At 71.3% G+C, this 21450-nt stretch carries 21 protein-coding genes; 7 read left to right on the forward strand and 14 right to left on the reverse strand.

Annotated elements, in window-relative coordinates:
• Window positions 1-50 precede the first annotated feature (50 nt).
• Entirely contained in the window at window positions 51-1775 is a 1725-nt protein-coding gene (locus tag ABD262_RS07785; protein WP_344133598.1) for a hypothetical protein, read from the forward strand.
• 4 nt (window positions 1776-1779) lie between these two features.
• On the opposite strand, the gene polA is transcribed toward ABD262_RS07785, so the two are convergent.
• A complete protein-coding gene (gene polA / locus ABD262_RS07790; RefSeq protein ID WP_344133601.1) occupies window positions 1780-4452 on the reverse strand; it encodes a DNA polymerase I in 2673 nt (890 codons plus the stop codon).
• Window positions 4453-4549: 97 nt separating this feature from the next.
• On the opposite strand from polA, the gene ABD262_RS07795 reads away from it, so the two are divergent.
• Entirely contained in the window at window positions 4550-4942 is a 393-nt protein-coding gene (locus ABD262_RS07795) for a PaaI family thioesterase (protein ID WP_425564835.1), read from the forward strand.
• Window positions 4943-5044: 102 nt separating this feature from the next.
• On the opposite strand, the gene ABD262_RS07800 is transcribed toward ABD262_RS07795, so the two are convergent.
• The 3 genes from ABD262_RS07800 to ABD262_RS07810 all read right to left on the reverse strand — a co-directional run bounded on the left by ABD262_RS07800 (window position 5045) and on the right by ABD262_RS07810 (window position 7123).
• The gene (locus ABD262_RS07800) at window positions 5045-5635 is read right to left on the reverse strand and encodes a GNAT family N-acetyltransferase (RefSeq protein ID WP_344133607.1); all 591 of its coding nucleotides are present in this window, start codon (window positions 5633-5635) and stop codon (window positions 5045-5047) included.
• A 271-nt stretch (window positions 5636-5906) separates the two neighbouring features.
• Entirely contained in the window at window positions 5907-6428 is a 522-nt protein-coding gene (locus ABD262_RS07805; RefSeq protein WP_344133610.1) for a GNAT family N-acetyltransferase, read from the reverse strand.
• A gap of 11 nt (window positions 6429-6439) precedes the next feature.
• Complete coding sequence (locus ABD262_RS07810) at window positions 6440-7123, reverse strand: ANTAR domain-containing response regulator (protein WP_425564813.1); 684 nt, start codon at window positions 7121-7123, stop codon at window positions 6440-6442.
• Between the two features lie 251 nt (window positions 7124-7374).
• Here ABD262_RS07810 and ABD262_RS07815 point away from each other — a divergent pair, with 251 nt between their 5' ends.
• From ABD262_RS07815 to ABD262_RS07830, 4 genes are all read left to right on the forward strand, one after another.
• Window positions 7375-8256: a hypothetical protein gene (locus ABD262_RS07815; RefSeq protein WP_344133613.1), complete on the forward strand. Its 882-nt coding sequence runs from the start codon at window positions 7375-7377 to the stop codon at window positions 8254-8256.
• Between the two features lie 81 nt (window positions 8257-8337).
• A complete protein-coding gene (locus ABD262_RS07820) occupies window positions 8338-9471 on the forward strand; it encodes a lysylphosphatidylglycerol synthase domain-containing protein (RefSeq protein WP_344133616.1) in 1134 nt (377 codons plus the stop codon).
• The gene (locus ABD262_RS07825) at window positions 9468-9755 is read left to right on the forward strand and encodes a hypothetical protein (RefSeq protein ID WP_344133623.1); all 288 of its coding nucleotides are present in this window, start codon (window positions 9468-9470) and stop codon (window positions 9753-9755) included. The genes ABD262_RS07820 and ABD262_RS07825 overlap by 4 nt, the downstream gene beginning before the upstream one ends.
• Before the next feature lie 98 nt (window positions 9756-9853).
• The gene (locus ABD262_RS07830) at window positions 9854-10972 is read left to right on the forward strand and encodes a glutamate--cysteine ligase (protein ID WP_344133626.1); all 1119 of its coding nucleotides are present in this window, start codon (window positions 9854-9856) and stop codon (window positions 10970-10972) included.
• Between the two features lie 104 nt (window positions 10973-11076).
• Here the strand turns inward: ABD262_RS07830 and ABD262_RS07835 are convergent, their stop codons facing one another.
• The 9 genes from ABD262_RS07835 to ABD262_RS07875 form a co-directional block, all read right to left on the reverse strand.
• Window positions 11077-11847 (reverse strand): DUF6390 family protein, encoded by a 771-nt coding sequence (locus ABD262_RS07835; protein ID WP_344133629.1) that lies wholly within the window; start codon window positions 11845-11847, stop codon window positions 11077-11079.
• 5 nt (window positions 11848-11852) lie between these two features.
• Window positions 11853-12782 (reverse strand): DMT family transporter, encoded by a 930-nt coding sequence (locus ABD262_RS07840; protein WP_344133632.1) that lies wholly within the window; start codon window positions 12780-12782, stop codon window positions 11853-11855.
• On the reverse strand, window positions 12779-13033 hold the full coding sequence (locus ABD262_RS07845) for a HypC/HybG/HupF family hydrogenase formation chaperone (protein ID WP_344133635.1): 255 nt from the start codon (window positions 13031-13033) through the stop codon (window positions 12779-12781). Before ABD262_RS07845 ends, ABD262_RS07840 begins: the two co-directional genes overlap by 4 nt.
• Window positions 13020-13520: a hydrogenase maturation protease gene (locus tag ABD262_RS07850; protein ID WP_344133638.1), complete on the reverse strand. Its 501-nt coding sequence runs from the start codon at window positions 13518-13520 to the stop codon at window positions 13020-13022. Before ABD262_RS07850 ends, ABD262_RS07845 begins: the two co-directional genes overlap by 14 nt.
• A 71-nt stretch (window positions 13521-13591) precedes the next feature.
• Entirely contained in the window at window positions 13592-14902 is a 1311-nt protein-coding gene (locus tag ABD262_RS07855; protein ID WP_344133641.1) for a Ni/Fe hydrogenase subunit alpha, read from the reverse strand.
• Window positions 14899-15750 carry an NADH-quinone oxidoreductase subunit B family protein gene (locus tag ABD262_RS07860; RefSeq protein ID WP_344133644.1) on the reverse strand — a complete coding sequence of 284 codons (852 nt, stop codon included), beginning with the start codon at window positions 15748-15750 and terminating at the stop codon, window positions 14899-14901. The genes ABD262_RS07855 and ABD262_RS07860 overlap by 4 nt, the downstream gene beginning before the upstream one ends.
• Before the next feature lie 2 nt (window positions 15751-15752).
• Window positions 15753-16616 carry an FAD/NAD(P)-binding protein gene (locus tag ABD262_RS07865; protein ID WP_344133647.1) on the reverse strand — a complete coding sequence of 288 codons (864 nt, stop codon included), beginning with the start codon at window positions 16614-16616 and terminating at the stop codon, window positions 15753-15755.
• Window positions 16613-17074, reverse strand: coding sequence for a cyclic nucleotide-binding domain-containing protein (locus tag ABD262_RS07870; protein WP_344133650.1), 462 nt, complete (start codon window positions 17072-17074; stop codon window positions 16613-16615). Before ABD262_RS07870 ends, ABD262_RS07865 begins: the two co-directional genes overlap by 4 nt.
• Window positions 17075-17085: 11 nt before the next feature.
• A complete protein-coding gene (locus tag ABD262_RS07875) occupies window positions 17086-18246 on the reverse strand; it encodes a 4Fe-4S dicluster domain-containing protein (protein WP_344133652.1) in 1161 nt (386 codons plus the stop codon).
• 211 nt (window positions 18247-18457) lie between these two features.
• Between ABD262_RS07875 and ABD262_RS07880 the strand changes: the two genes are divergently transcribed.
• Window positions 18458-18763: a hypothetical protein gene (locus tag ABD262_RS07880; RefSeq protein WP_344133655.1), complete on the forward strand. Its 306-nt coding sequence runs from the start codon at window positions 18458-18460 to the stop codon at window positions 18761-18763.
• Between the two features lie 18 nt (window positions 18764-18781).
• Here the strand turns inward: ABD262_RS07880 and ABD262_RS07885 are convergent, their stop codons facing one another.
• Entirely contained in the window at window positions 18782-21172 is a 2391-nt protein-coding gene (locus tag ABD262_RS07885) for an FdhF/YdeP family oxidoreductase (RefSeq protein WP_344133658.1), read from the reverse strand.
• Between the last annotated feature and the right edge of the window lie 278 nt (window positions 21173-21450).

The raw sequence follows: 21450 nt of genomic DNA on the forward strand, positions 1-21450 counted from the left end.
GCGGCGAAATGCCAGCGGGCAGAGACTTCCGATAGAAAGGCCCGATCTCCGTGGCCACCGAAACAGACCACGAGGTCGAAGAACGCCACCGGGCGTCTCGACGACACGCCTCACTGGGCCTGCGCGAGTGGGGCCGGGTCAGGCGAGCGCTGCCCGCTACGGTTCTGGCACTCGGGATCGCTCTGCAGGCCCTCCTCCTCGTGGGCTTCGCGCGTCAGTTCTGGTTCGTCATGGACGACTGGGACTTCCTGTTGCTGCGCGGCACCATCCCCGCAGAGTCGCGAGGGTGGCTGGAGCCGAAGAACGGGCACTGGTCGACCCTGACCATCGCCATCTACCGGGCCCTGTTCGCCCTCTTCGGTCTGCGCACCTACCTGCCGTATGCGCTCGTGACCATCGTGTTCCACCTGGCCATCGCAGCCCTGTGGTACGTCATCCTCATGCGGCTACGCGCGCGTCGAGTGGCTGCCCTGGTCGGGGCCTGGGTGATCCTGTTCCTCGGGGTCGGCGGCGATGCAGTCATGTACTCGGCTGCGATGAACCACCTGGGGTCACTGCTCCTCGGCCTCAGCGCGCTCCTGCTGGTGCTCTCCGAACGTCACCGGACCTGGGTGGTCGCCATTCCCCTCGTGGGCGCACTGATGTTCTCGAACACAGGCGTGAGCGCGGTCTTCTTCGTGGTGGCGTTCGTCGCGATCCGACACGGGCTCCTGCGGGCCGCCCGGCTGGTGGTGGTCCCCGCGGCCGTCTACCTCCTCTGGTACTCGCTGTACGGACACGTTGAGGCGGGTGCGCAGATGCCCACCGGCGTGTGGGACTACCTGAAGATCCCCCAGCTCGTCTGGCAGGGCATGTCGGCCGCGATGGGCAACGCGCTGGGGTATGCCGAGGTCGGACCCGCCGTGCTCGTGGCCCTCCTGGTGGGCACGGCTCTGGTGAAGAGCCGCAAGGAGAAGCTCAAGCAGCTGGCGTGGGCCGGCATCCTGGCCGCCGTGTTCATGAGCACGACGCTGTCCCTGTCCCGCCAGTTCGTGGCGCCGGACACGGGTCGGTACTCCTACTACACGATCGTGTTCCTCGTCCCGGCCGTCGCGCTCTGCATCGAGGGGGTCAGTCGGCTCGCCGTCGAACCGAAGTGGTTGCCGGCGCTCATCGCAGCCGGCCTGCTGGGCGGCTACGCCGTCAACGGGGTGCTGGCTGAGCGCACCTTCGCCGACACCTGGGTGCCCATCACGCGCCCGTGGCCCGATCGCACCCTGGGCATGGTGGCTGCCGTGGACGCGGGCGAGCGCAGTCTGAACGACTTCTCGGGCGACTTCTACAACGGCGACATCAACCCACAGCGGATCACCGAGCCGGCCATTCGCCGGGCGCTGCCTCGAGGCAAGGCGACGCCCCAGGGACGCATCGACGCGGAAGGCCTGTTCATGGTCCGCGTCGGGACGAAGAGCGCGGTCCCCGCCACCACCGGCGGTCTCGACCAGATCGCGGGGAGCTTCACCACGCCGATGAAGCCGGGCGCAGGCTGCCACACCTACCAGGCTCAGGGGCAGCGACCGGCTCTGGTCCTCGGCACGGGTCAGGGGAACGAGATCACCGTGACGAGCCAGAGCACGGAGGTGGTCACCCAGATCCTGCGTGGGCAGAACCTGGCGAGCGTCCAGCGCACCTGGACGGTCACCCCGGGGACCATCTACGTGTCGACCACGGCCAAGGAAGCGCTGGTGTTCGTCACGCTGAACGGTGCCGGGGAGTACACGATCTGCAAGTCCTGAGCCGTCAGTGCGCCGCGTCGAACCAGGAGCGGCCGACCCCCACGCTGACGTCGAGCGGGACGTCCATCTCGATGGCACCGCCCATCTCCTTGCGCACCAGCGCCTCGACGTCGGCCGCCTCGCCGGGGGCGATCTCGAGGACCAGCTCGTCGTGCACCTGCAACAGCTGACGTGAGCGGGCGCCGGCCTCGGCCAGCGCCTTGTCGACCCGCAGCATGGCGAGCTTGATGATGTCGGCGGCCGACCCCTGGATGGGTGCGTTGAGGGCCATCCGCTCGGCCATCTCGCGACGCTGGCGGTTGTCGGAGGTGAGGTCGGGCAGGTAGCGCCGCCGTCCCAGCATGGTCTCGGTGTAGCCCGTCCCCCGCGCCTCGGCGACGACCGAGTCGAGGTAGTCCTTGACCCCGCCGAACCGCGCGAAGTACTCGTCCATCAGACCCTGCGCCTCGCCGGTCGAGATGGTGAGCTGCTTGGACAGCCCGAAGGCCGACAGCCCGTAGGCCAGGCCGTAGGACATCGCCTTGACCTTGGAACGCATTGCCGACGTGACGTCCTCGGGCTCGACCGAGAAGACCCGCGACCCGACGAAGCGGTGCAGGTCCTCCCCCGACCGGAACGCCTCGATCAGCCCTTCGTCACCGGACAGGTGGGCCATGATCCGCATCTCGATCTGGCTGTAGTCGGCGGACATCAACGACTCGTAGCCCTCGCCCACGATGAACACCTCACGGATCCGGCGCCCTTCGTCGGTGCGGATCGGGATGTTCTGGAGGTTGGGGTCGGTCGAGGACAACCGGCCCGTCGCGGCGATGGTCTGCTGGTAGGTGGTGTGGATGCGTCCGTCGTCGGCCACGGACTTGAGCAGGCCCTCGACGGTGACCCGCAGCCGGGACGAGTCGCGGTGCCGCAGGAGGGCCTCGAGGAACGGGTGCTCGGTCTTGGTGAACAGGTCGTTGAGGGCGTCGGCGTCGGTGGTGTAGCCGGTCTTGGTGCGCCGGGTCTTGGGCAGCCCCAGCGTCTCGAACAGCACCACCTGCAGCTGCTTGGGCGACCCGAGGTTGATCTGGTCGCCGCCGATCGCGTCGTAGGCGTCCTGCTGCGCCTCACGGACCTTGGCGGCGAAGTCGGCCTCCAGCCCGGTCATCACGTCGACGTCGGCGGCGATGCCGGTGCGCTCCATCCCGGCCAGCACCTGCTCGAGCGGCAGCTCGACGTCGCGCTGGAGCGAGGTGCCGCCGGTGGCCTCGAGCTGCTCGGCCAGTGAGCCGGCCAGGTCGAGCACCGCCCGGGCCCGGACCATCGCGTCCTGCGCGCCGGCGTCACCCTCGTCACCGAAGTCGAGCAGGCCCTGGCCGGAGTTGTCGGACTCGGCCCGCAGCTCACGCCCGAGGTGGCGCAGCACCAGGTCGGCCAGGTCGTAGGACCGCTGGTCGGGGCGCACGAGGTAGGCCGCCAGCGCGGTGTCGGTGGCGATCCCGGCGACCGGCCAGCCGCGCGCAGCCAGGGCCAGCAACGGTCCCTTGGCGTCGTGGAACACCTTGGGCCGGTCGGCGTCGGCCAGCCACGCGCCGACCGCGGCCTCGCCCGCCGCGTCGAGCGCCGTCAGGTCGAGGTAGGCCGCCGCGCCCGCGTCGGTGGCCAGCGCGAGTGCCGTGGCGTCACCGGTGCCACGACCCCAGTGGCCCACGAGGTGCACGCCCACCGAGGTGCCGGGCGCGGCATGCTCCTGCAGCCAGCCGGCCACCTCGTCGGAGGCGAGCAGCGCGCCGTCGAGGTCGAAGCCGTGGTCGGCTTCCTCCTGTGGCGTGTCGAGGTACTCGAAGAGCCGGTCGCGCAGCACCCTGAACTCGAGGCTGTCGAAGACGGCGTGCACCTGCTCGCGGTCCCAGTTCTGCCGCTCGAGCTCGGCGATGCTGACCGGCAGCTCGAGGTCGCGGACGAGCTGGTTGAGGCGGCGGTTGCGGAGCACGCCGTCGAGGTGCTCCCGCAGCGACTCGCCCGCCTTGCCCTTGATCTCGTCGACGTGGGCCACGACGCCGGTGAGGTCGCCGTACTGGGTGAGCCACTTCGCGGCGGTCTTGGGCCCCACCCCGGGCACCCCGGGCAGGTTGTCGGAGGACTCGCCCACGAGTGCGGCCAGGTCGGAGTAGCGCTCGGGCAGGACGCCGTACTTGGCCTCGACCGCGCCGGGGGTCATGCGGGCCAGCTCGGAGACGCCCTTGACCGGGTAGAGGACGGTGCTGGTGTCGGTGACCAGCTGGAACGAGTCGCGGTCACCCGAGCAGATCAGCACCTCCATGCCCTCGGCCAGGGCCTGGGTGGTGAGGGTCGCCAGCACGTCGTCGGCCTCGTAGCCGTCGACCTCGACGTAGCGGATCTTCAGCGCGTCGAGCACCTCGTGCAGCAGCGACACCTGGCCGTGGAACTCGTGGGGGGTGACCGATCGCCCCGCCTTGTAGTCGGCGTAGACCTCGGTGCGGAACGTCTGGCGCGACACGTCGAAGGCCACGGCGAGGTGGGTCGGTTGCTCGTCGCGCATGACGTTGATCAGCATCGAGGTGAAGCCGTAGACAGCATTGGTGTGCTGCCCCGTGCTGGTCGAGAAGTTCTCGGCCGGCAGCGCGAAGAAGGCGCGGTAGGCAAGGGAATGACCGTCGAGGAGCAGGAGGCGACTCACGCATGGCAGCCTATTGCGTATGAGTGACAGCCCCGCGACCACCAGCCCCCCGAGCGCTGGCCCCACCCACCCCGAGTTCGCCGCCGCCCTCGAGGCGATGCTGGCGATGAACCCGAGCTCCCTGCTCCACCGCATGCAGATCGAGGTGCTGGAGGCGTCGCCGGAGCGCCTGGTCGCCCGGATGCCCGTCGAGGGCAACACCCAGCCCTACGGCTTGCTGCACGGGGGCGCCTCGGTCGTGCTGGCCGAGACCCTCGGCTCGATCGGCTCCGCGCTGCACGCCGGGCCCGACCGGATCGCCGTGGGCCTGGACATCAACGCGACGCACCACCGGGCCGCGCGGTCGGGCTTCGTGACCGGCACGGCCACCGCCCTGTCCCTGGGCAACACCTTGGCGTCCTACGAGATCGTCATCACCGACGACCAGGACCGGCGCACCTGCACCTGCCGGATCACCTGCCTGCTGCGCGACGCCGCCCCCGGCGCCTGACGCCACCCGCGACCCACCTGCCGCGTCACCACCCGGGCAGGCACGCCGAGGGGGTATGCCGTGCACACGGCATACCCCCCCGTCGTCGCGTGCTGTGGTGGCTCAGCCGGCCAGCCGGCTCTCGGCGGTCGCGGTGGCGGTCGCCCGGGCCCGCAGTGAGCGGCGGCGGTGCAGCAGGGCCTCGATGGAGTGGTGGCGCGGCTCGTCCTGACCGAGCCGGCGGCGCAGGGCGGACACGCTCGTCACGCGGCGCACCATCTGCGAGGAGAAGCCGAGCCGGGCGAAGAAGCGGTTGGCGTCGCGGTGCTGGGCCGGCACGTTGCAGCCGATCTGCTCGCACCCGCGGGAGTCGGCGTAGAGGGTGACGGCGCTCATGAGCTGACGGGCCACCCCGTGCTTGCGTGAGTCGGGCGCGACGTAGAGCTGGTCGATCGTCACGCAGGGAGCGTCGGTCAGCGACGAGAACGGGCTGGTGGCCGCGACGGCGAAGCCGACCGGCTGGCCGTCGGACATGGCCACGTAGGCCCGGACGTCCTCGCGGTGCAGCGCGGTCGAGATCCTTCCCTCGGAGGCGGCGCGCGCGACCACCTCGGGGCTGACGCCGGCCTCGACCCGGGAGCTCATCCAGAGCTCGGTGAAGGAACGCTCCTCATCCGCGGAGACGCGCCTGACGCTGATCACGGGACGGCTCACCGGGGTTCCTCCATCGTCGCTCTGGACCTGCTCACCACTGCAGACGGCTCCCCCGATGGCCGCGGTGCCTCGAAAGGCGACCGAGACTGGACTCTAGGCCCATTCGAGGGCCCTCGTGAAGGGTTCAACGACTTTCCCGTGTTAACTCTTGCCACTGCCGTTGTTCCACGAGTGTTACCTGACGGGCCGGCGCCGATTCGTTGCTTTGCCATCGTTTCACGCCGTCCTCGCGGACTGGTCACGCGGGTCCCCCGGGCGGCTCCGCGCAGGGTCAGACGGACCGCTCGAAGACGTAGTCGTCCTCGTAGCGGTCGCCCACGAGGAAGCGCTTCGTGCCGACCTTGACGAAGCCGCTCTTGGCGTAGAACCGCTGGGCCCGCTCGTTCAGCTGGTTGACCCCGAGCCAGACGGCGACCGCACCACGAGCCCGGGCTCCCTCGATCGAGGCCGCCATCAGCAGCCGGCTGGTGCCTGCGCCGTGGTGGTCCGGCAGGACGTAGATCTTGCTCAGCTCAGCGGTGGGGCGCAGGGACAGCGCGGCGCGGACGTCGGGGTCGGCGGGCTCCCCGTGGACGACCATCGCGTAACCGGTCACGAGCCCGTCAGCCACCGACACGTAGAGGTCGCGCCCCGGGTCGGCGAGGTAGGCCTCGAAGCGCTCCTGCGACAGCACCTGGGCAATGAAGGTGTCGATCGCCTGCTGCGTGACGTGCGGGGGGCAGGCCAGCGCGAACGTCGCCGCCGCCACCTGGGCCAGCACGGCAGCGTCACCCGCACCTGCCGGGCGCACCACCACCTCCACGCTCAGGCCTTGTCCATCCCGGCCACGACGGCGTCGGCCACCTCACGCATGCCGAGTCGACGGTCCATCGCGGTCTTCTGGATCCAGCGGAACGCCTCGGCCTCGGTGATCTTGAGCTTCTTCATCAGGACGCCCTTGGCCCGGTCGACCGACTTGCGGGTCTCGAGCCGCTCGCCCAGGTCGCTGATCTCCTGCTCCAGCGCCTTGACCTCGGTCCAGCGGTGCCGGGCGATGTCGATGGCCGGCGCGAGGTCGGAGGCCGTGAACGGCTTGACGATATAGGCCATCACCCCGGCGTCGCGGGCCCGCTCGACGAGCTCGGTCTGGCTGAACGCCGTGAGCATGACGACGGGGCAGATCCGGGCGGCGCCGATCTGCTCGGCGGCGGTGATGCCGTCCATGACCGGCATCTTGACGTCCATGATCACCAGGTCGGGCTGCAGCTCGGTCGCCATCTCGACGGCCTGCTCGCCGTTGCTGGCCTGGCCGACCACGTCGTAGCCGGCCTCGACGAGCATCTCCGCGAGGTCGAGGCGGATCAGCGCCTCGTCCTCGGCCACCAGGATCCGGGTGGGCGCCTGCGAAGGGGTCGCCGGCTGGGTCGTCTTGCTCGACGGCTCGGTGGCCGGCTCGGTGGCCGGCTTGCTCGTCGGCTGGGGCGTCTTGGTGTCACGGGTGTCGCTCACGGAAACGAGCCTAGGGGACGTGCGTTAACGGCAGGTTGCGGCGTCCACCCGCGCGCCGCCCGGAGGCGGACCGACGGTATGCCGCGGGGGCACCGTTCGCGGCATACCGCGCTCTGGTTGTGGACGCGTCGAAGGACGAGAATGGACCCGGTCCCGGAGCCGACCGGGCGCCCTCGTCCGTCGCCGCTCGGCTGGTGGTGGTCCGGCCGTCCGTGGCATGGCAGTTGGAGACGTGGCAAGTGCAGAACGTGGTGGCTGAGGCGCACCGTCCGCGCCGCCGACCGACGTCCGCGTCGATGCGCGTGGTGTGGATGCTCGTGGCGTTCATGGGCGGCGGCCTGCTCGGGCTGTTCCTCGTCCTCCCCCGCACCCGGATGCTGCGCCCTCGCCGGGTGCTCGCCTGCGACCTGTGCCAACGCCGGCACCGACGTCTGCTGGCCGCGATGGTGGTCCTGGCGCTCGTCTCGGTCGCCGGGTTCGGGCTGCGACTGTCCCAGCGCGCCCGTGAGCTGCCGGCCTGCGCCGCCGACACCTCGATCGCCGAAGGGCGTCGCGTCATCGACCCCCGCGCGCCGAGTCCGCCGCCGATGTGGTCGACGGTGCGCTCGGTGATGACCGCCCCCGTGAGCGGGCTCGCGCTGTGGTTCGCCGAGGCCCGGGGCCGGGGCCTGTGCAGTGTCGGCGACCCGCCCATGACCCTCGCCTTCGTCCCGCAGGCGGGCGGGCACATGGGCAGCATGGTCGGCGAGGTCTTCCTGGCCTCGCCGGTGCCCCGCATCAACCCGGTGCGCGCCCGCGACCTGGCCCAGCACGAGTCCCGGCACGTCGACCAGTGGGCCGTCTGCACCATTGCCGGGGGGATCGCATTGCTCCCGGTCCTGTACCTCGTCGACGACACGCTCTACCCGGGGTCGGAGAACCACTTCGAGCAGGCCGCCGGTCTGTTCGACGGCGCGTACGGCCCACCACCCGATCCCCCTCGTGGTCCGCAGGGGTGGGCCATCGCGTTGTGGGTCGGCGTGATCGTGCTCCTCACCCGCCGGCGGATCCGGTGGGCGGTCAGGACCCTCCAGCGCCGGACCAGGGTCCCCGACCCCGCGCGGTGCGGGGTCCACACGACGGGGTGGCGCTGAGCCAGCCGGTCGTGCCCCCGAGGTCCGCAGCCGGGCCCAACGTCCCTGTCGGGCGGAGGGGACACCCGACAGGCTTGGAGGATGGTCACACCGACCCATGCGTCGTCGCCGGTCGTCCCGTCCGGGTCACGATGGTCGACGATCCGGCATCGGGTGGTCTGGATCGCGGCCGTCGTCCTCGGCGTCACTCTGCTTGCGCTCGGCCTGCCCAGGGTGGCGGGGGCCAGCTGGCACCAGATCGGCGATGTGCTGGGCAGCCTCACCGTGACCGAGGAAGCGGCGCTCGTCGCGGTGTGGCTGGCTGGGCTCTGGGTGCACACCATCGCGCTCTCCGCAGCCCTTCCCGGGCTCTCGCACCGACGGGCCTTCTTCCTCAACATCACCGGCAGCTCGGTCTCGAACCTCCTGCCCCTGGGCGGCGCCGCAGGTTCGGTCGTCAACTACTGGGCGGTCAGGAGCTGGGGCTTCAGGACCGCCGACTTCATCCGGTGGGCGCTGGTGACGAACATCTGGGACGCCCTCAGCCGGCTGGCGGTGCCCGGTGTCGCGCTGGTCTGGCTGTCCGCCACCGGATGGCCCTCGACGTCCTTGCGCGACGCCGGACTCGGAGCCTCGCTGGTCCTGCTGCTGGCGTTGGCCCTGACGGTGGCTGCCCTCAGGATCGAGTCCTGGGCCCGGACCGCGGGCGCCGCCCTCGACCGGCTGGCTCGCGTGGTGCGACGGTCGCCTCCGCCCGGGACCACCTTCGCCGAGCTGACGGTCGCGGCCCAGCGTTCGATCACCGAGCTGGTCGCGGACGCCTGGCAGGCCCTGACCGTGGGCAAGGCCGGGTACGCGGCCCTCCAGGCGGCACTGCTCTGGCTCTGCCTGTCGGTCGTGCACGTCCAACCGCCCGCGGCCGTGATCTTCGCGGCCTTCGCGCTCGAACGGGTGCTGTCGCTCGCCGTGGTCTCCCCTGCGGCGACCGGGATCGTCGAGCTCGGCATGACCGGCTACCTCGTCGGGGCGGGCGCGGCCCCTGCCGGCGCCGCGGCCGCCGTGCTGCTGTACCGGATCCTGGTGGTCGGCATGGAGGTCCCCGTCGGCGGCCTGCTGCTGCTGTGGTGGCTGGCCCGCCGGATCCGGGGCAACGTGGGACCAAAGGCCCTGCTGGGTCGAGGTCGGTCTCGCTTGCATGTCATGGAGAAGGCGTTGAACGAGCCGAGGACTCCGTGAAGCACAGCACGTCGGACGAGACACGCGAACAGGGGCCCGTGCTCCCGCTGACCCACCTGTCCGTGCGCGAGCTCCTGAGCGACCTCACCTCGTGCGAGGACGCCCTCCGCGAGGACCCGTCAGGGGTGGCTGACGCCGACTCGTCTGCCGTCGCCGCCGACCGTCGCGAGCTCCTGCACCAGCGGGAGCAGATCGTGCGGGAGCTCCGTCGTCGCAGGCACCTGCGTGGTGCCGGGCAGGCCGAGCGGCGACGTTCTGCTGCCTGGCCACCCCCGCCCTGGTGATCGCAGACGTCGGCCAGGCAGCGGCGGTGTCGGCTGTCCGGGGTATGGCGGGACTTCCTGCTCTACGGCGCGGCCGCGCCCAGTCCGACACTGACGGTGTGCGGACGGTCGGCGTCGAGGAGGAGCTGCTGCTGGTCGACGAGAGCAGTGGGCAGCCGGTGCCCCGCGCCTCCGAACTCCTGCGCGGCCGGAACGGCGGGAGGCTCCCCGGACGCGAGCTGCGCGGACTGGTCGCCGAGCTCCAGGAAGAGCAGCTCGAGACCAACTCCCGCCCCCACGTGAGCCTGGCGGCGCTCGGTGCCGAGCTGGTGGGCTGGCGGCACCGAGCCGACCAGCTGGCCCGGCAGGCCGAGGCACGGGTCGCGGCCCTGGCGACCTCGCCGCTGCCGGTCTCGCCCACCCTCCTCCGGCACGGCAGGTACGTGCGGTTGCGGCGCCTCTACCGGGCGTTCGAGGAGGAGCAGCTCACCTGCGGCTGCCATGTCCACGTCTCGGTGGAGTCGCCCGCCGAAGGAGTCGGCGCCCTCGACCGGATCCGGGTGTGGCTGGCGCCGCTGCTCGCCCTGACCTCGAACTCTCCCTTCTGGCAGGGCGCCGACACCGGGTACTCCAGCTATCGCGCCCAGGTGTGGTCGCGCTGGCCCTCGGCCGGACCCATCGACGTGCAGGGCAGCCCCGAGAGCTACCACCGCCTGGTCGGCGACCTGATCACCTCCGGGGCGATCCTCGACGCCGGCATGGTCTACTTCGACGCCCGGCTCTCCGCCACCTACCCGACCGTCGAGATCCGAGTGGCCGACGTCTGCCTGCACGCGGAGGACGCCGTGGTGTTCGCTGGGCTCGCGAGGGCCCTCGTCGACACGGCGGCCCAGGAGTGGCGCGAGGGCGCCGAGGTCCCGCAGGTGCCCACCACCCTCCTGCGAGCCGCGGCCTGGCGGGCCGCACGATGGGGCCTGAGTGGGGACCTCGTGCACCCGGTGGACTGGGTGCCGCGACCAGCCCGGCTGGTGATCGCCGACCTGCACGAGCACGTGCGCCCGGCCCTGCAGCGCCACGGGGACGACGCGCTCGTCGGCGACGGGCTCGAGCGCCTGTTCACGAGGGGCAACGGGGCCCAGCGCCAGCGCAGCGTGTGGGCCGGCCAGGGCTCGCTGTCCGCGGTGGTCCGCGACGCGGTCGAGTGCACGCACGCCGTCGCCTCGCCGGCGACGGGGTGACCGTGCAGACGCCTGCGGGGCGGTCTCGGCCGTGAGCCAGCGCCGGACGGCCTGACCGCACCACGCAGGAGAGGTGCGGCCGGATGCGGACCCGAGCAGGGTGCTCAGGCAAGGACCGCTGCGGGAGCCGGGAAGGGCGTGCCGTTGGCGACCTTGAGCTGGCTGAGGGTGCGGTCGTGCAGGGCCGTCAGCCGGCGCCGGTCGAGTCGCTCGCAGACCCAGTCCCAGTGCAGCGAGCACCAGTCGCCGACCTGGATGCCACTGGCCAGGCCGAGACCGTCCATGCGCAGGACGGCACGCTCCTCGCGCGCCTCGGCGAGCAGCAGCCGGCGGCCGTCCCACCACAGTGGCCGGGAGCGGACGATGGCCTCACCACCGACCACGTCGAGCACCTGGCCCCAGCGGACCCGGCACCGGTCGAGGACCCGAAGGGGCTCGTCGACGCGGCCCTCGCGCAGCAGCCCGAGCCAGGGATAGACACCGAAGACGTGGAACGAGTGGTGCGGGACCGCCCCGGCCGGCACTGCGTCGAGGAGCCGCGGCCAGGACCGGCCCGCCCTGGCGCGGAACCGGACCTCCAGGGAGTCCCCCAGGAGCCGAGGACCCACCCGGTCGAGCAGCTCGTTGCCGACCCAGTAGGCCTCCACGACCCGGGGGTCCAACGGGTCGCCGATCCGGTTGGCCGAGGCGATCAGCTCGAGGTAGGGCCACGCGCCCTCGAACCCCCGCGCCAGTCGACGCAGGTCGGGGTCGTCCACCCCCGCGGCCACCTGCTCGAGCAGCTGGCTCGACTCATCGGGGCCGCAGTAACCGAGCGCGTTCGGCGGGTAGGCGTAGGCCGCGAACTGCAGGGCACCGCTCACCGTGGGCAGCACCGGCACTACCTCGGCGTCTCGACGCGGACCGGTGCTCCTCCGAGCGGCCCGGCGCGCCAGCCCAGCCAGGCCATGGTCACGCCTCCGAGCACCACCATGGCCAGCCAGGGGGTCTGGGGCGCCAGCGTCGTGCCGTTCACGGCCGCGCTGAGGAGGGCGGTGACGGGAGCCGCCAGCACGAGGACCGCGGTGACGTCGACGGCTTGGGCCCGGGCCAGCGCGGCGAACCAGGTGGCCACGTACCCCGCGAGCAGGGCTCCTGTCGCGAGCGCCCAGCCGACCTCGGCACCGGTCAGCGAGACGAGCGCGCCCAGCTGGCCGCGGACCGCGAGCCAGCCCAGCAACGCCACCGAGCCCAGTCCCATCCGCGCCACGCCGACCGTCCACGAGGAGACTCCGGCGAGCAACCGTTTGGCGACGACCACTTCCAGCGACCACAGGAGCGTCGCGCCGAGGATCATCAGGCCCGGCGTCCCGAACGACTCCGGAGCGCCCCCTGCGAGCCCGACCTGGCCCACGACCAGCAGCGCGATGGCCAGCCAGTGCCCCCACTGCAACCGCTCCCTGAGGAGAGGCACGGCGAGCAGCGCGACCCAGAGCACCAGGGTCTTGTGGACGAACGCCGCCTGTGGGCTCGACGCCCTGGCCAGTCCCTCGAAGAAGAGCACGAAGGGGACGCTGCCGCCGATCACACCGATCGCGCCGAGCGCCAGCCACTGACCCCGGCGCGTCGGTCTGGTCAGCCGCGCGCCCCTGCGGCCCCCCACCCCGACCAGCGCGAGCAGGATGACCGCGGCGACGAGGTTCTTGCCAGTGGTGTAGACGGTGGAGCTGCCGAAGGCCTTCACTCCATAGCCGTTGAGGAAGACCGAGACACCGCTGATCGCCGCGGTGGCGAGCGCCAGGAGTATGCCGGTCCGTCGGGTGGGGTTCATTGCTCGTCCTCCGTCGTCGTCGCCTTCATGGTCTGCGGGTCGGCCGTGGCGCGGATCGCGGCGGCCTCGGCGGCCTCCGTCGCAGTGACGCGACTGAGTGCGAAGCCCGAGTGACAGACCACCCAGTCGCCGGCGGCCACCGGCTCCTCCAGGGTGAGCAGCGAGACCGTCGTGGGCCGGCGGCCCGCTCGGACCAGCGCTCGGGGGCCGGGCCCGACCTGCAGCACCTCAGCGAGCTCACCCAGGCACATGGTCGTGTCCTTCCCGGCGGTGGGCGTTGCCCTGCCTGCTGAGCGAGACCGCGCCCAGCACGGCTTCCAGGGCGTCGGGCAGCGCAGCCGCCACCTCAGGGGACAGCGGTGCGCCGTGCTCGAAGGCTCGGGCCTCGATGCCGACGATCGTCAGCCGCGGCGGCAGCCGGTGCAGCGCTCGTCCGAGCTCGACCGCCTCGGCCACTCCGAAGGCGTGCGTTCCGCCGCGCCCCGTCCACCGCCACGCGGACGCGGGCAGGGGGTCGAGCCCGGCTCCGGTCTCGAGGATCGTGAGGGTGCCCGCGGCAGCCCCCGAGCGGACGGCGTCGATGACGACCACCGGGTCGGAGCCGGACCAGAGCTCGATCAGGTCGGTCGGGTCCTCGTGCACGATGACGGCCACGTGCGGCAGGCCGAGCGCGGTAACGGCGCCGGCGACCTTCGCCCCGATCGCGTCGTCCCCGCGGTCGGGGCTTCCCACTCCCACGACGAGGGCCCTCGCTCCCACTCCTGGTCCCGGTGGGGACGCAGGGTCCGGACCTCCCGTCTCCCGGCGGGTCATGTGCGGTCCACGGTCAGGTCGAGGAAGTGCGTCGCGCAGGAGATGCACGGGTCGTAGTTGCGGATGGCCTGCTCGCAGCGGTGCAGCAGGGCGTGGTCGTCCAGCTCGGACCACGCCTCCACCATGGTGCGCAGGTCTGCTTCGACGCTGCGCTGGTTCTGCGACGTGGGAGGGACGATCTGGGCGTCGCGGATGATGCCTGCCTCGTCGAGGACGTAGCGATGGAACAGCACACCCCGAGGAGCCTCGCTGGCGCCGAAGCCCTCCCCCGCCCTCGCGGGGACGGCCACGTTCGGCGACGCGCTGCCAGTCCAGCCGTCGATGATCCGCAACGCCTCGGTGAAGGCCTCGACCAGCTCGACGGCCCGCACCACGATCGACCGGAACGGGTTGCGGCAGGTCGCCCCGAGCCCTGCCTCGAGGGCTGCGTCCTTCGCGACCGGTGAGAGCCGGTCGGAGTTGAGCGAGTAGCGGGCGAGCGGCCCGACGACGTATGGGTCGGCCGCACCGTCGAGGGTGGCGTGCAGGGCGTTGGAGTGCGCGACGTGGACCTCCTCGATGTGCTTGGTGAAGTCCTGGACGGCGAAGGCTCCTCCCGACGACGTGACCACGCTGCCCGACTCGATGGGGTAGCCCACCTCGGAGCGGAGCGCGAGGTACTCGTAGGGCTGTTCCAGGTCGGGGAAGTCGAACCCGGAGACCAGTCGCACCGTCTCGATCGCCTCGTCGCGGGCGCGCTCCAGCTTCGGGCGCACCGCACGGAGCTCCTCCCGCGTGGGCATTCGGTAGAAGCCGCCGACGCGCACGTTGACCGGGTGGATCGAGCGCCCACCGACGGTGTCCATCAGGTCGTTGCCGGCCTTCTTCATCCGCAGGCCCCGCGCCACGACCTCGGGGTGGTCGGCGGCCATCTCGATGGCGCCGTCGTAGCCGAGGAAGTCGGGCGCATGCAGCAGGAAGATGTGCAGCGCGTGGCTCTCGATCCACTCTCCGCAGTACAACAGGCGGCGCATCAGCCGGATCTCCTCGGTCACCTCGACGCCGCAGGCGTCCTCGATGGCCCAGCAGGCGCTCATCTGGTAGGCGACCGGGCAGATCCCGCAGATCCGTGCCGTGATGTCGGGTGGCTCGGTGTGGGCGCGCCCGCGCAGGAAGGCCTCGAAGAACCGCGGCGGTTCGTAGATCCGCAGCTGCACGTCGGTCACCACGCCGTCGCGGTACTCGATGTGCATGGCGCCCTCGCCCTCCACCCGCGCCAAGGTGCCCACGTGCATGACGTGGCCGCCGTCGGTCAGCTTGTGGCTCATTCGCCTGCCTTCCCCTCGACGGCCTGCGGGACCCCTGGCTCGTGGCGCTCGCTCTCGCGCCGGAACGGTTCGGAGGCGGCGTTGAAGGTCCGGTAGACCCGCATCACCTCCGGCTCGCTCATGCCGAGCTCCCGCAGCTGCGCCGACATGGACACGGTGTTCGGCGTGTCCTGCGGGCCGAAGCACCCGTAGCACCCGCGGTCGAAGCTCGGGCACAGGGCGCCACAGCCGGCCTGCGTCACCGGCCCGAGACAGGGAGTGCCGTGGGCGACGGTCACGCACACGTTGCCCTTGCGCTTGCACTCCACGCAGACGCTGTACGAGGGGACCCGCGGGCTGCGGTCCTGGATGGACGCAGCGAGCACCTCGAGGAGCTGGCGCTTGTTGACCGGACAGCCCCGCAGCTCGAAGTCGACGGTCACGTGCGCCGAGATCGGCGTGGCCCGCGAGAGCGTGGCGACGTACTCCGGGTGGGCGTAGACGATCGAGCGGAACTCGGCCACGTCGCCGAAGTTCCGCAGCGCCTGGATCCCCCCGGAGGTTGCGCAGGCCCCGATGGTGATCACGCGTCGGGACACCTCGCGGACGTGCTGGATGCGCTCGAGCTCCTCCGGGGTCGTGATCGAGCCCTCCACCAGTGACACGTCGTAAGGTCCCTCCACCACCGCACGGGTGGCCTCGGGGAAGTAGGCGATCTCCACCTCACCGGCCAGCGGGATGAGCTCGTCCTCACAGTTGAGCAGGGTCAGCTGGCACCCGTCGCAGGAGGCGAACTTCCACACGGCGAGCCGCGGCCGGCCATGGTGCGCCGTGGTGTGCTCGGGGTCGTGACCGTCGGTGAGGACCATCGCTACAGCTCCGCTCGGGACATGAGGGGTTCCAGGACGGCGTAGGTGAGCACCGGGCCGTCCACGCAGAGGAAGTGCTCGCGCAGCTGGCAGTGGCCGCACAGGCCGACGCCGCACTTCATGTTGCGTTCCATGGACAGGCGAAGCCGCGACGGCGGAACGCCGCGATCGGCGAGCGCCATCGCGGCATACCGCATCATCACCTCGGGCCCGCACACGAGGGCGAGGGTGTTCGCCGCGTCGAAGCCACCTCGGGTGATCAGCTGGGTGACCAGCCCGACCCGGCCACGCCACGCGTGCTGCCCGTTGTCGACGGTCACCTGCACGTCGATGTCGTGGTCCTGCGCCCACCGGCGCAGGTCGTCTCCGTAGAGGATGTCCTCGGGCGTCCGCGCGCCGTAGAGGAGCAGGACGCGGCCGTACCGCGCGCGGGCCGCACACACCTCGAGGATGGCCGGCCGCAGGGGGGCCAGGCCGATGCCACCGGCGACGAAGACGACGTCGCCCCCGCTGCCGGACGAGACCTCCCACCCCGTGCCGAAGGGCCCCCTGATGCCCAGCTCGGTGCCCGGCGCCGCGTGGACGAGGGCACGGGTCACCGCACCGACGTTGCGGATGGTGTGCTCCAACCGGTCGCTTCGCGCGGGGTCGCCGCTGATCGAGATGGGGGCCTCGCCGACCCCGAAGGCGTGCATCATCGTGAACTGGCCGGCGGCGAACTCCAGGGGCGCCTCGTCGACCGGCTCGAGGACCAGGGTGTAGGTGTCACGGGTGTCCTGGCGGTGGTCCCGGACCACGAAGGGCCGTGGGAGGAACGGGTCCGCGGGGCGCGGCGCAGGGCTGGCACGGCCGGCCAGGGTCGTCATGCGCTTGCTCCGTACAGGTCGAGCAGCCGGACGCGTGCGGACTGGAGCCGGTCAGACATGACCCCCACCACCCGCTGCAACAGCGCGTAACCGATGGCAGGGTCCGCGTCGCACTTCGCGCGCAGGCAGGCGCCGTCGAAGGCGATCGCGCTGGTCTCGTCAGTGGCCCGGGCGTCGAACAGCCACCGGTGAGGCGGCACGAGCCAGGACCACCCCACCACGTCGTCGTCGTGGGCGCTGTCGACCACGACGGCCGGCCCGGTGGGGGTCCGCACCTCGAGGCTGACCCGCCCGTGCCGGATGACGTAGAAGGTGTCGGCCGGCTCCCCCTCGTGGAAAAGGTGCTGTCCGGGACGGAAGTGGACGTTGACGGCGCACCCCGCCACCAGCACCGCGACCGACTCGTCGAGACCCTCGAAGAACGGGTGCTGGGGCAGGTACTCCGCGATGGACTGCACGGTCGTCTCCTTCACTCGGGCAGGTTCGAGCCGGGCGCACCGCGAAGCGCCGCCGCCTCCGCAGTGATGTCGATGGCAGCCGGGCACCAGGTCACGCAGCGTCCGCAACCGACGCAGCCGGACGAGCCGAACTGGTCCTGCCAGGCGGCGAGCTTGTGCGTCATCCACTGGCGGTAGCGCGATTTCGTCGACTCGCGCACCGTGCCGCCGTGGATGTAGGAGAAGTCGGCACTGAAGCAGGAGTCCCAGACCCGGTGCCGGTCGGCCTGGTCGCCGGTGAGGTCGGCCACGTCCTCGACGGAGGTGCAGAAGCAGGTCGGGCACACCATCGTGCAGTTGGTGCAGGAGAGGCAGCGCGACGCCACGTCATCCCACCGTGGGCTGTCGACGCTGGAGTAGAGGAGCTCCTTGAGCCCCTCGGTCTCGAGCCGTCGGCCCATGCTCTGGGAAGCCCGCTCGGTGACGTGCGCCGCCGCCTCCAGATCCGCAAGGGGCGCCTGCGCCGCCGCCACCTCGTCGAGGACCTCGGCTCCTCGCGGGCTGCCGACCTCGACGACGAAGCGGTGGCCGCCCTCGACCAGCTCCGTCATCGAGAGGTCGAACGGAGCGCCACGCCCCGACTCGGGTTTGGGTCCGGTTCCCATCGAGACGCAGAAGCAGGTGCCACCCGGGTCCGAGCAGGCCACCGCGACCACGAACGCGTCCGCCCGGCGCGCGGTGTAGTGGGCGTCGGCGAACCCTCGGTCCCGCAGCACGGTGTCGTGGATGCCGATCGCACTGAGGTCGCAGGATCGGACTCCGAGCAGGGCGTAGGGCAGCGCCTGCTCCGCTGCGCCACTTCCGTCCGGTCCGGCCTGGACGCTGACCGCCTGGTGCTCGGCCGTCCGACTCCCCCGCCACAGCAGCTCATCAGTCGGGAAGAACACGGGCTTCGCAGACTGGGCTGCCGCCGCGAACCCGAAGAAGGCGTCGTCGTCACGGTGACGCAGGCGGTAGTGCCCGGCCTCCTGCTCGTCACCCCAGCCGCGGGGAAGGTCGTCGACGCCGCGCACCGGCGCGTTGACGATGGCGCCGCCCCGCACGGTCGGCCCCACCACGGTGTAGCCGCGCGCCAGCAGGACGTCGATGAGCGACTGCAGGCCTGCGACGTCGATGACACGGACACCCACCACGATTCCCTCCTGCGCGGAGCCGACGCGATCCACCCAATGTAGGTGTGGCCTGACTCTGCGAGATGGGACCTTGTGCCCCCTTCGACCAGTGCCCGCCGTCCCGGCGAATGCCGACCAAAGGCCCTATCGCCGGCTCCGGACCATGCGCGACGGTGGCGTCGATGGCTGGTCCGCGCGCCGCGGGGCCGGCACCTGGTCGCACGGAGGAGACATGCACGAACACGAGCTGGCGCCCACCACGCACACCGTCGAGCTCCGCCAGGTCGCGGAGATGAACGCGGCCCTGGCCTCGGCGCGCCGACGCCTCACGGCCGGCTCCATCGGCGTCCGCACGGCCGTGGCCCCGGACGCCGTGCTGAGGTCGCTGGAAGCCCAGGGCCCGCCGTCCTACCCCTACATCTACGGCCACTTCAGCGGTCCGGGCGCCCAGGACGTGACCCTCGTCGAGCTGCACACCGCGCACCTGAGGGCGATCAGCGACCAGCTCTCCCTGCGCTCCCACATCTGGGGCGGATGACGCCCAGCGGGCGGTGGCTCAGGACAGGTGCTCGGGCTCCGGTGTCCTCTTGTGGTCCCAGTCCGAACCGGTGGCGTCCTGGGAGGGGCTACCGGACTCCGCCTGCGTGCTGCCGCTGACCGCGCCGGGCCCGGCGGCCCGGGTCAGGGACACCACCACCGACTTGGAGGTCGGGGTGTTGCTCCCGATGGCCGTCGAGTCCAGCGGGACCAGCGGGTTTGTCTCGGGGTAGTAGGCGGCGGCCGATCCGCGCGGGGTGTCATAGCTGACCACGCGGAACCCACGGACGCGGCGCACGATGTCGTCGCCGGTCCACCGGGTGGTGATGTCGACGAGGTCGCCGTCCTCCAGCCCGAACGCCGCGATGTCGTCGGGGTGCACGAAGACCACCTTCCGGCCCCCCTCGATGCCGCGGTACCTGTCGCTGAGGCCGTAGATCGTGGTGTTGTACTGGTCGTGGCTTCGCAGCGTCTGGAGCAGCAGGTGGCCCTCGGGGACGTGGACGACCTCGATGGGTGACGCGACGAACTCGGCCTTGCCGGACTTGGTGTCGAAGGTGCGGGTGTCGCGCGGCGGGTGCGGCATGATCATGCCGCCCGGCTTCCGGACGTTGACCTCGTAGTCCTCGCACCCGGGGACGACCTTGGCGATGTGCCGTCGGATCACGCGGTAGTCGTCACGCATCGCCTTCCACTGCAGGCCGTAGCGGTCACCCAGCGTCGCCTCGGCGATGCTGGTGACGATGTCGACCTCGGACCGGAGCTGGGGGCTGGCCGGCTCGAGCGGACCGCGTGACGCGTGCACGGAGCACGTGGAGTCCTCGACGGAGATCCACTGGGCCCCGCTGGCCTGGATGTCCTTCTCGGTGCGTCCCTTGGTCGGCAGGATCAGCGCGGTCTCGCCGCACACGAGGTGCGAGCGGTTGATCTTGGTGGACACCTGCACCGTCATGCGGACCTTGCGCATCGCCGGGATCGCGATGTCGGTGTCGGACACGGCCTGCACGAAGTTGCCACCGAGGCCCATGAAGAAGTGGACCTTCCCGTCGCGCATGGCGCGCAGGGAGTCAACGACGTCCAGGCCGTGCTCACGCGGCGGGTCGAAGCCGAACTCCTTCTGGAGCGCGTCGAGGAAGCTGGCCGGAGGTCGCTCCCAGATCCCCATCGTGCGGTCGCCCTGGACGTTGGAGTGGCCGCGCACCGGCAGCAGGCCGGCACCCTCGCGCCCGATGTTGCCCTGCGCCAGGGCGAGGTTGACGACCTCCTTGATGGTCGCGACGCCGTTGCGGTGCTGGGTCAGGCCCATCGCCCAGCAGTAGACGGTGCGCGTGGAGCCGCGCAGCATCTCGGCGGCCTGCGTGATGAGCTCGCGGGACAGCCCGGTCACCTCGACGACCTGGGCCCAGTCGACGGCGCGGACGTGGTCGCGCCACTGGTCGAAGCCCGTGGAGTGGGTGTCGATGAACTCGTGGTCGAGCGCGTCCCACTCGACGAGGAGCGAGCCGATCGCCTGGAACAGCGCGAGGTCGCCGTTGACCTTGACCGGCAGGTGCAGGTCGGCCATGGCCGTGCCGTGCCCGACGACGCCCTTGGGCTTCTGCGGGTTCTTGAACCTGACCAGCCCGGCCTCACGCAGCGGGTTGATCGAGATGATCTTCGCGCCGTTCTGCTTGGCGATCTCGAGGGCCGAGAGCATGCGGGGGTGGTTGGTCCCGGGGTTCTGGCCGGCGATGACGATGACGGACGCGGTGTGGACGTCGTCGAGCGTCACGCTGGCCTTGCCGATGCCGATGGACTCCTGCAGGGCGATGCTCGTGGACTCGTGGCACATGTTCGAGCAGTCGGGCAGGTTGTTGGTGCCGAACGCCCGGACGAACAGCTGGTAGGCGAACGCCGACTCGTTGGAGGCGCGCCCGGAGGTGTAGAACGTCGCCTCGTCGGGGCTGGCGAGTGAGCGCAGCTCCGCCCCGATGAGGTCGAAGGCCTGGTCCCACTCGATCGGCTCGTAGTGCGTGCCACCCGGCCGCTTGACCATGGGGTGGGTGATGCGACCCTGCTGACCGAGCCAGTGCTCCGTGTGGGCGTCGAGCTCCTCGATGCTGTGCTGGGCGAAGAACTCCGGGGTGGCGCGGTCGCGGGTCGCCTCCTCGGCGACGGCCTTGGCGCCGTTCTCGCAGAACTCTGCCGTGTGGCGGTGACCCGGGTCGGGGTCCGGCCACGCGCAGCTCATGCAGTCGAACCCTTCGGCCTGGTTGAGCTTCAGCAGGGTCTGTGCGGTCCGCTTCACCCCCATGTGGTCGAGGGCCCGCTTCATCGACACCGCGACCGCGGTCGGGCCGGCTGCGTGGTCCTCCTGACCCTTGACCACCAGGTCGGCCTCGGAGTAGTCGCCCTCGTCGTGCTTGGTCATGCTGAGCCTCGTTCTGCCGGTGGAGGTCCTCGTGGGACCGCGAGTCACCTTGAACGTACCCGTCGTGTCTCGGCGAAAACACTCGGCTGCCGTCCCGCCCTCGGGGCGGCCCCGAGGCCGGGCGCGAGGAAACCGATGGGTATGCCGGTCAGGGCCCGTCCTCGGGCGGGCAGCGCCCCACTCCGCCGCCAAGGCCGCACAGCGCGTCCATCTAGGCTCGCCGCCCGGCGACACGCCAGAGTCGAGGAAGGTGCGACCACGAGGCTCTGCACCCTGGC

It is taken from the genome of Pedococcus bigeumensis (assembly GCF_039531795.1).
GTDB classification, from domain to species: Bacteria; Actinomycetota; Actinomycetes; order Actinomycetales; family Dermatophilaceae; genus Pedococcus; species Pedococcus bigeumensis.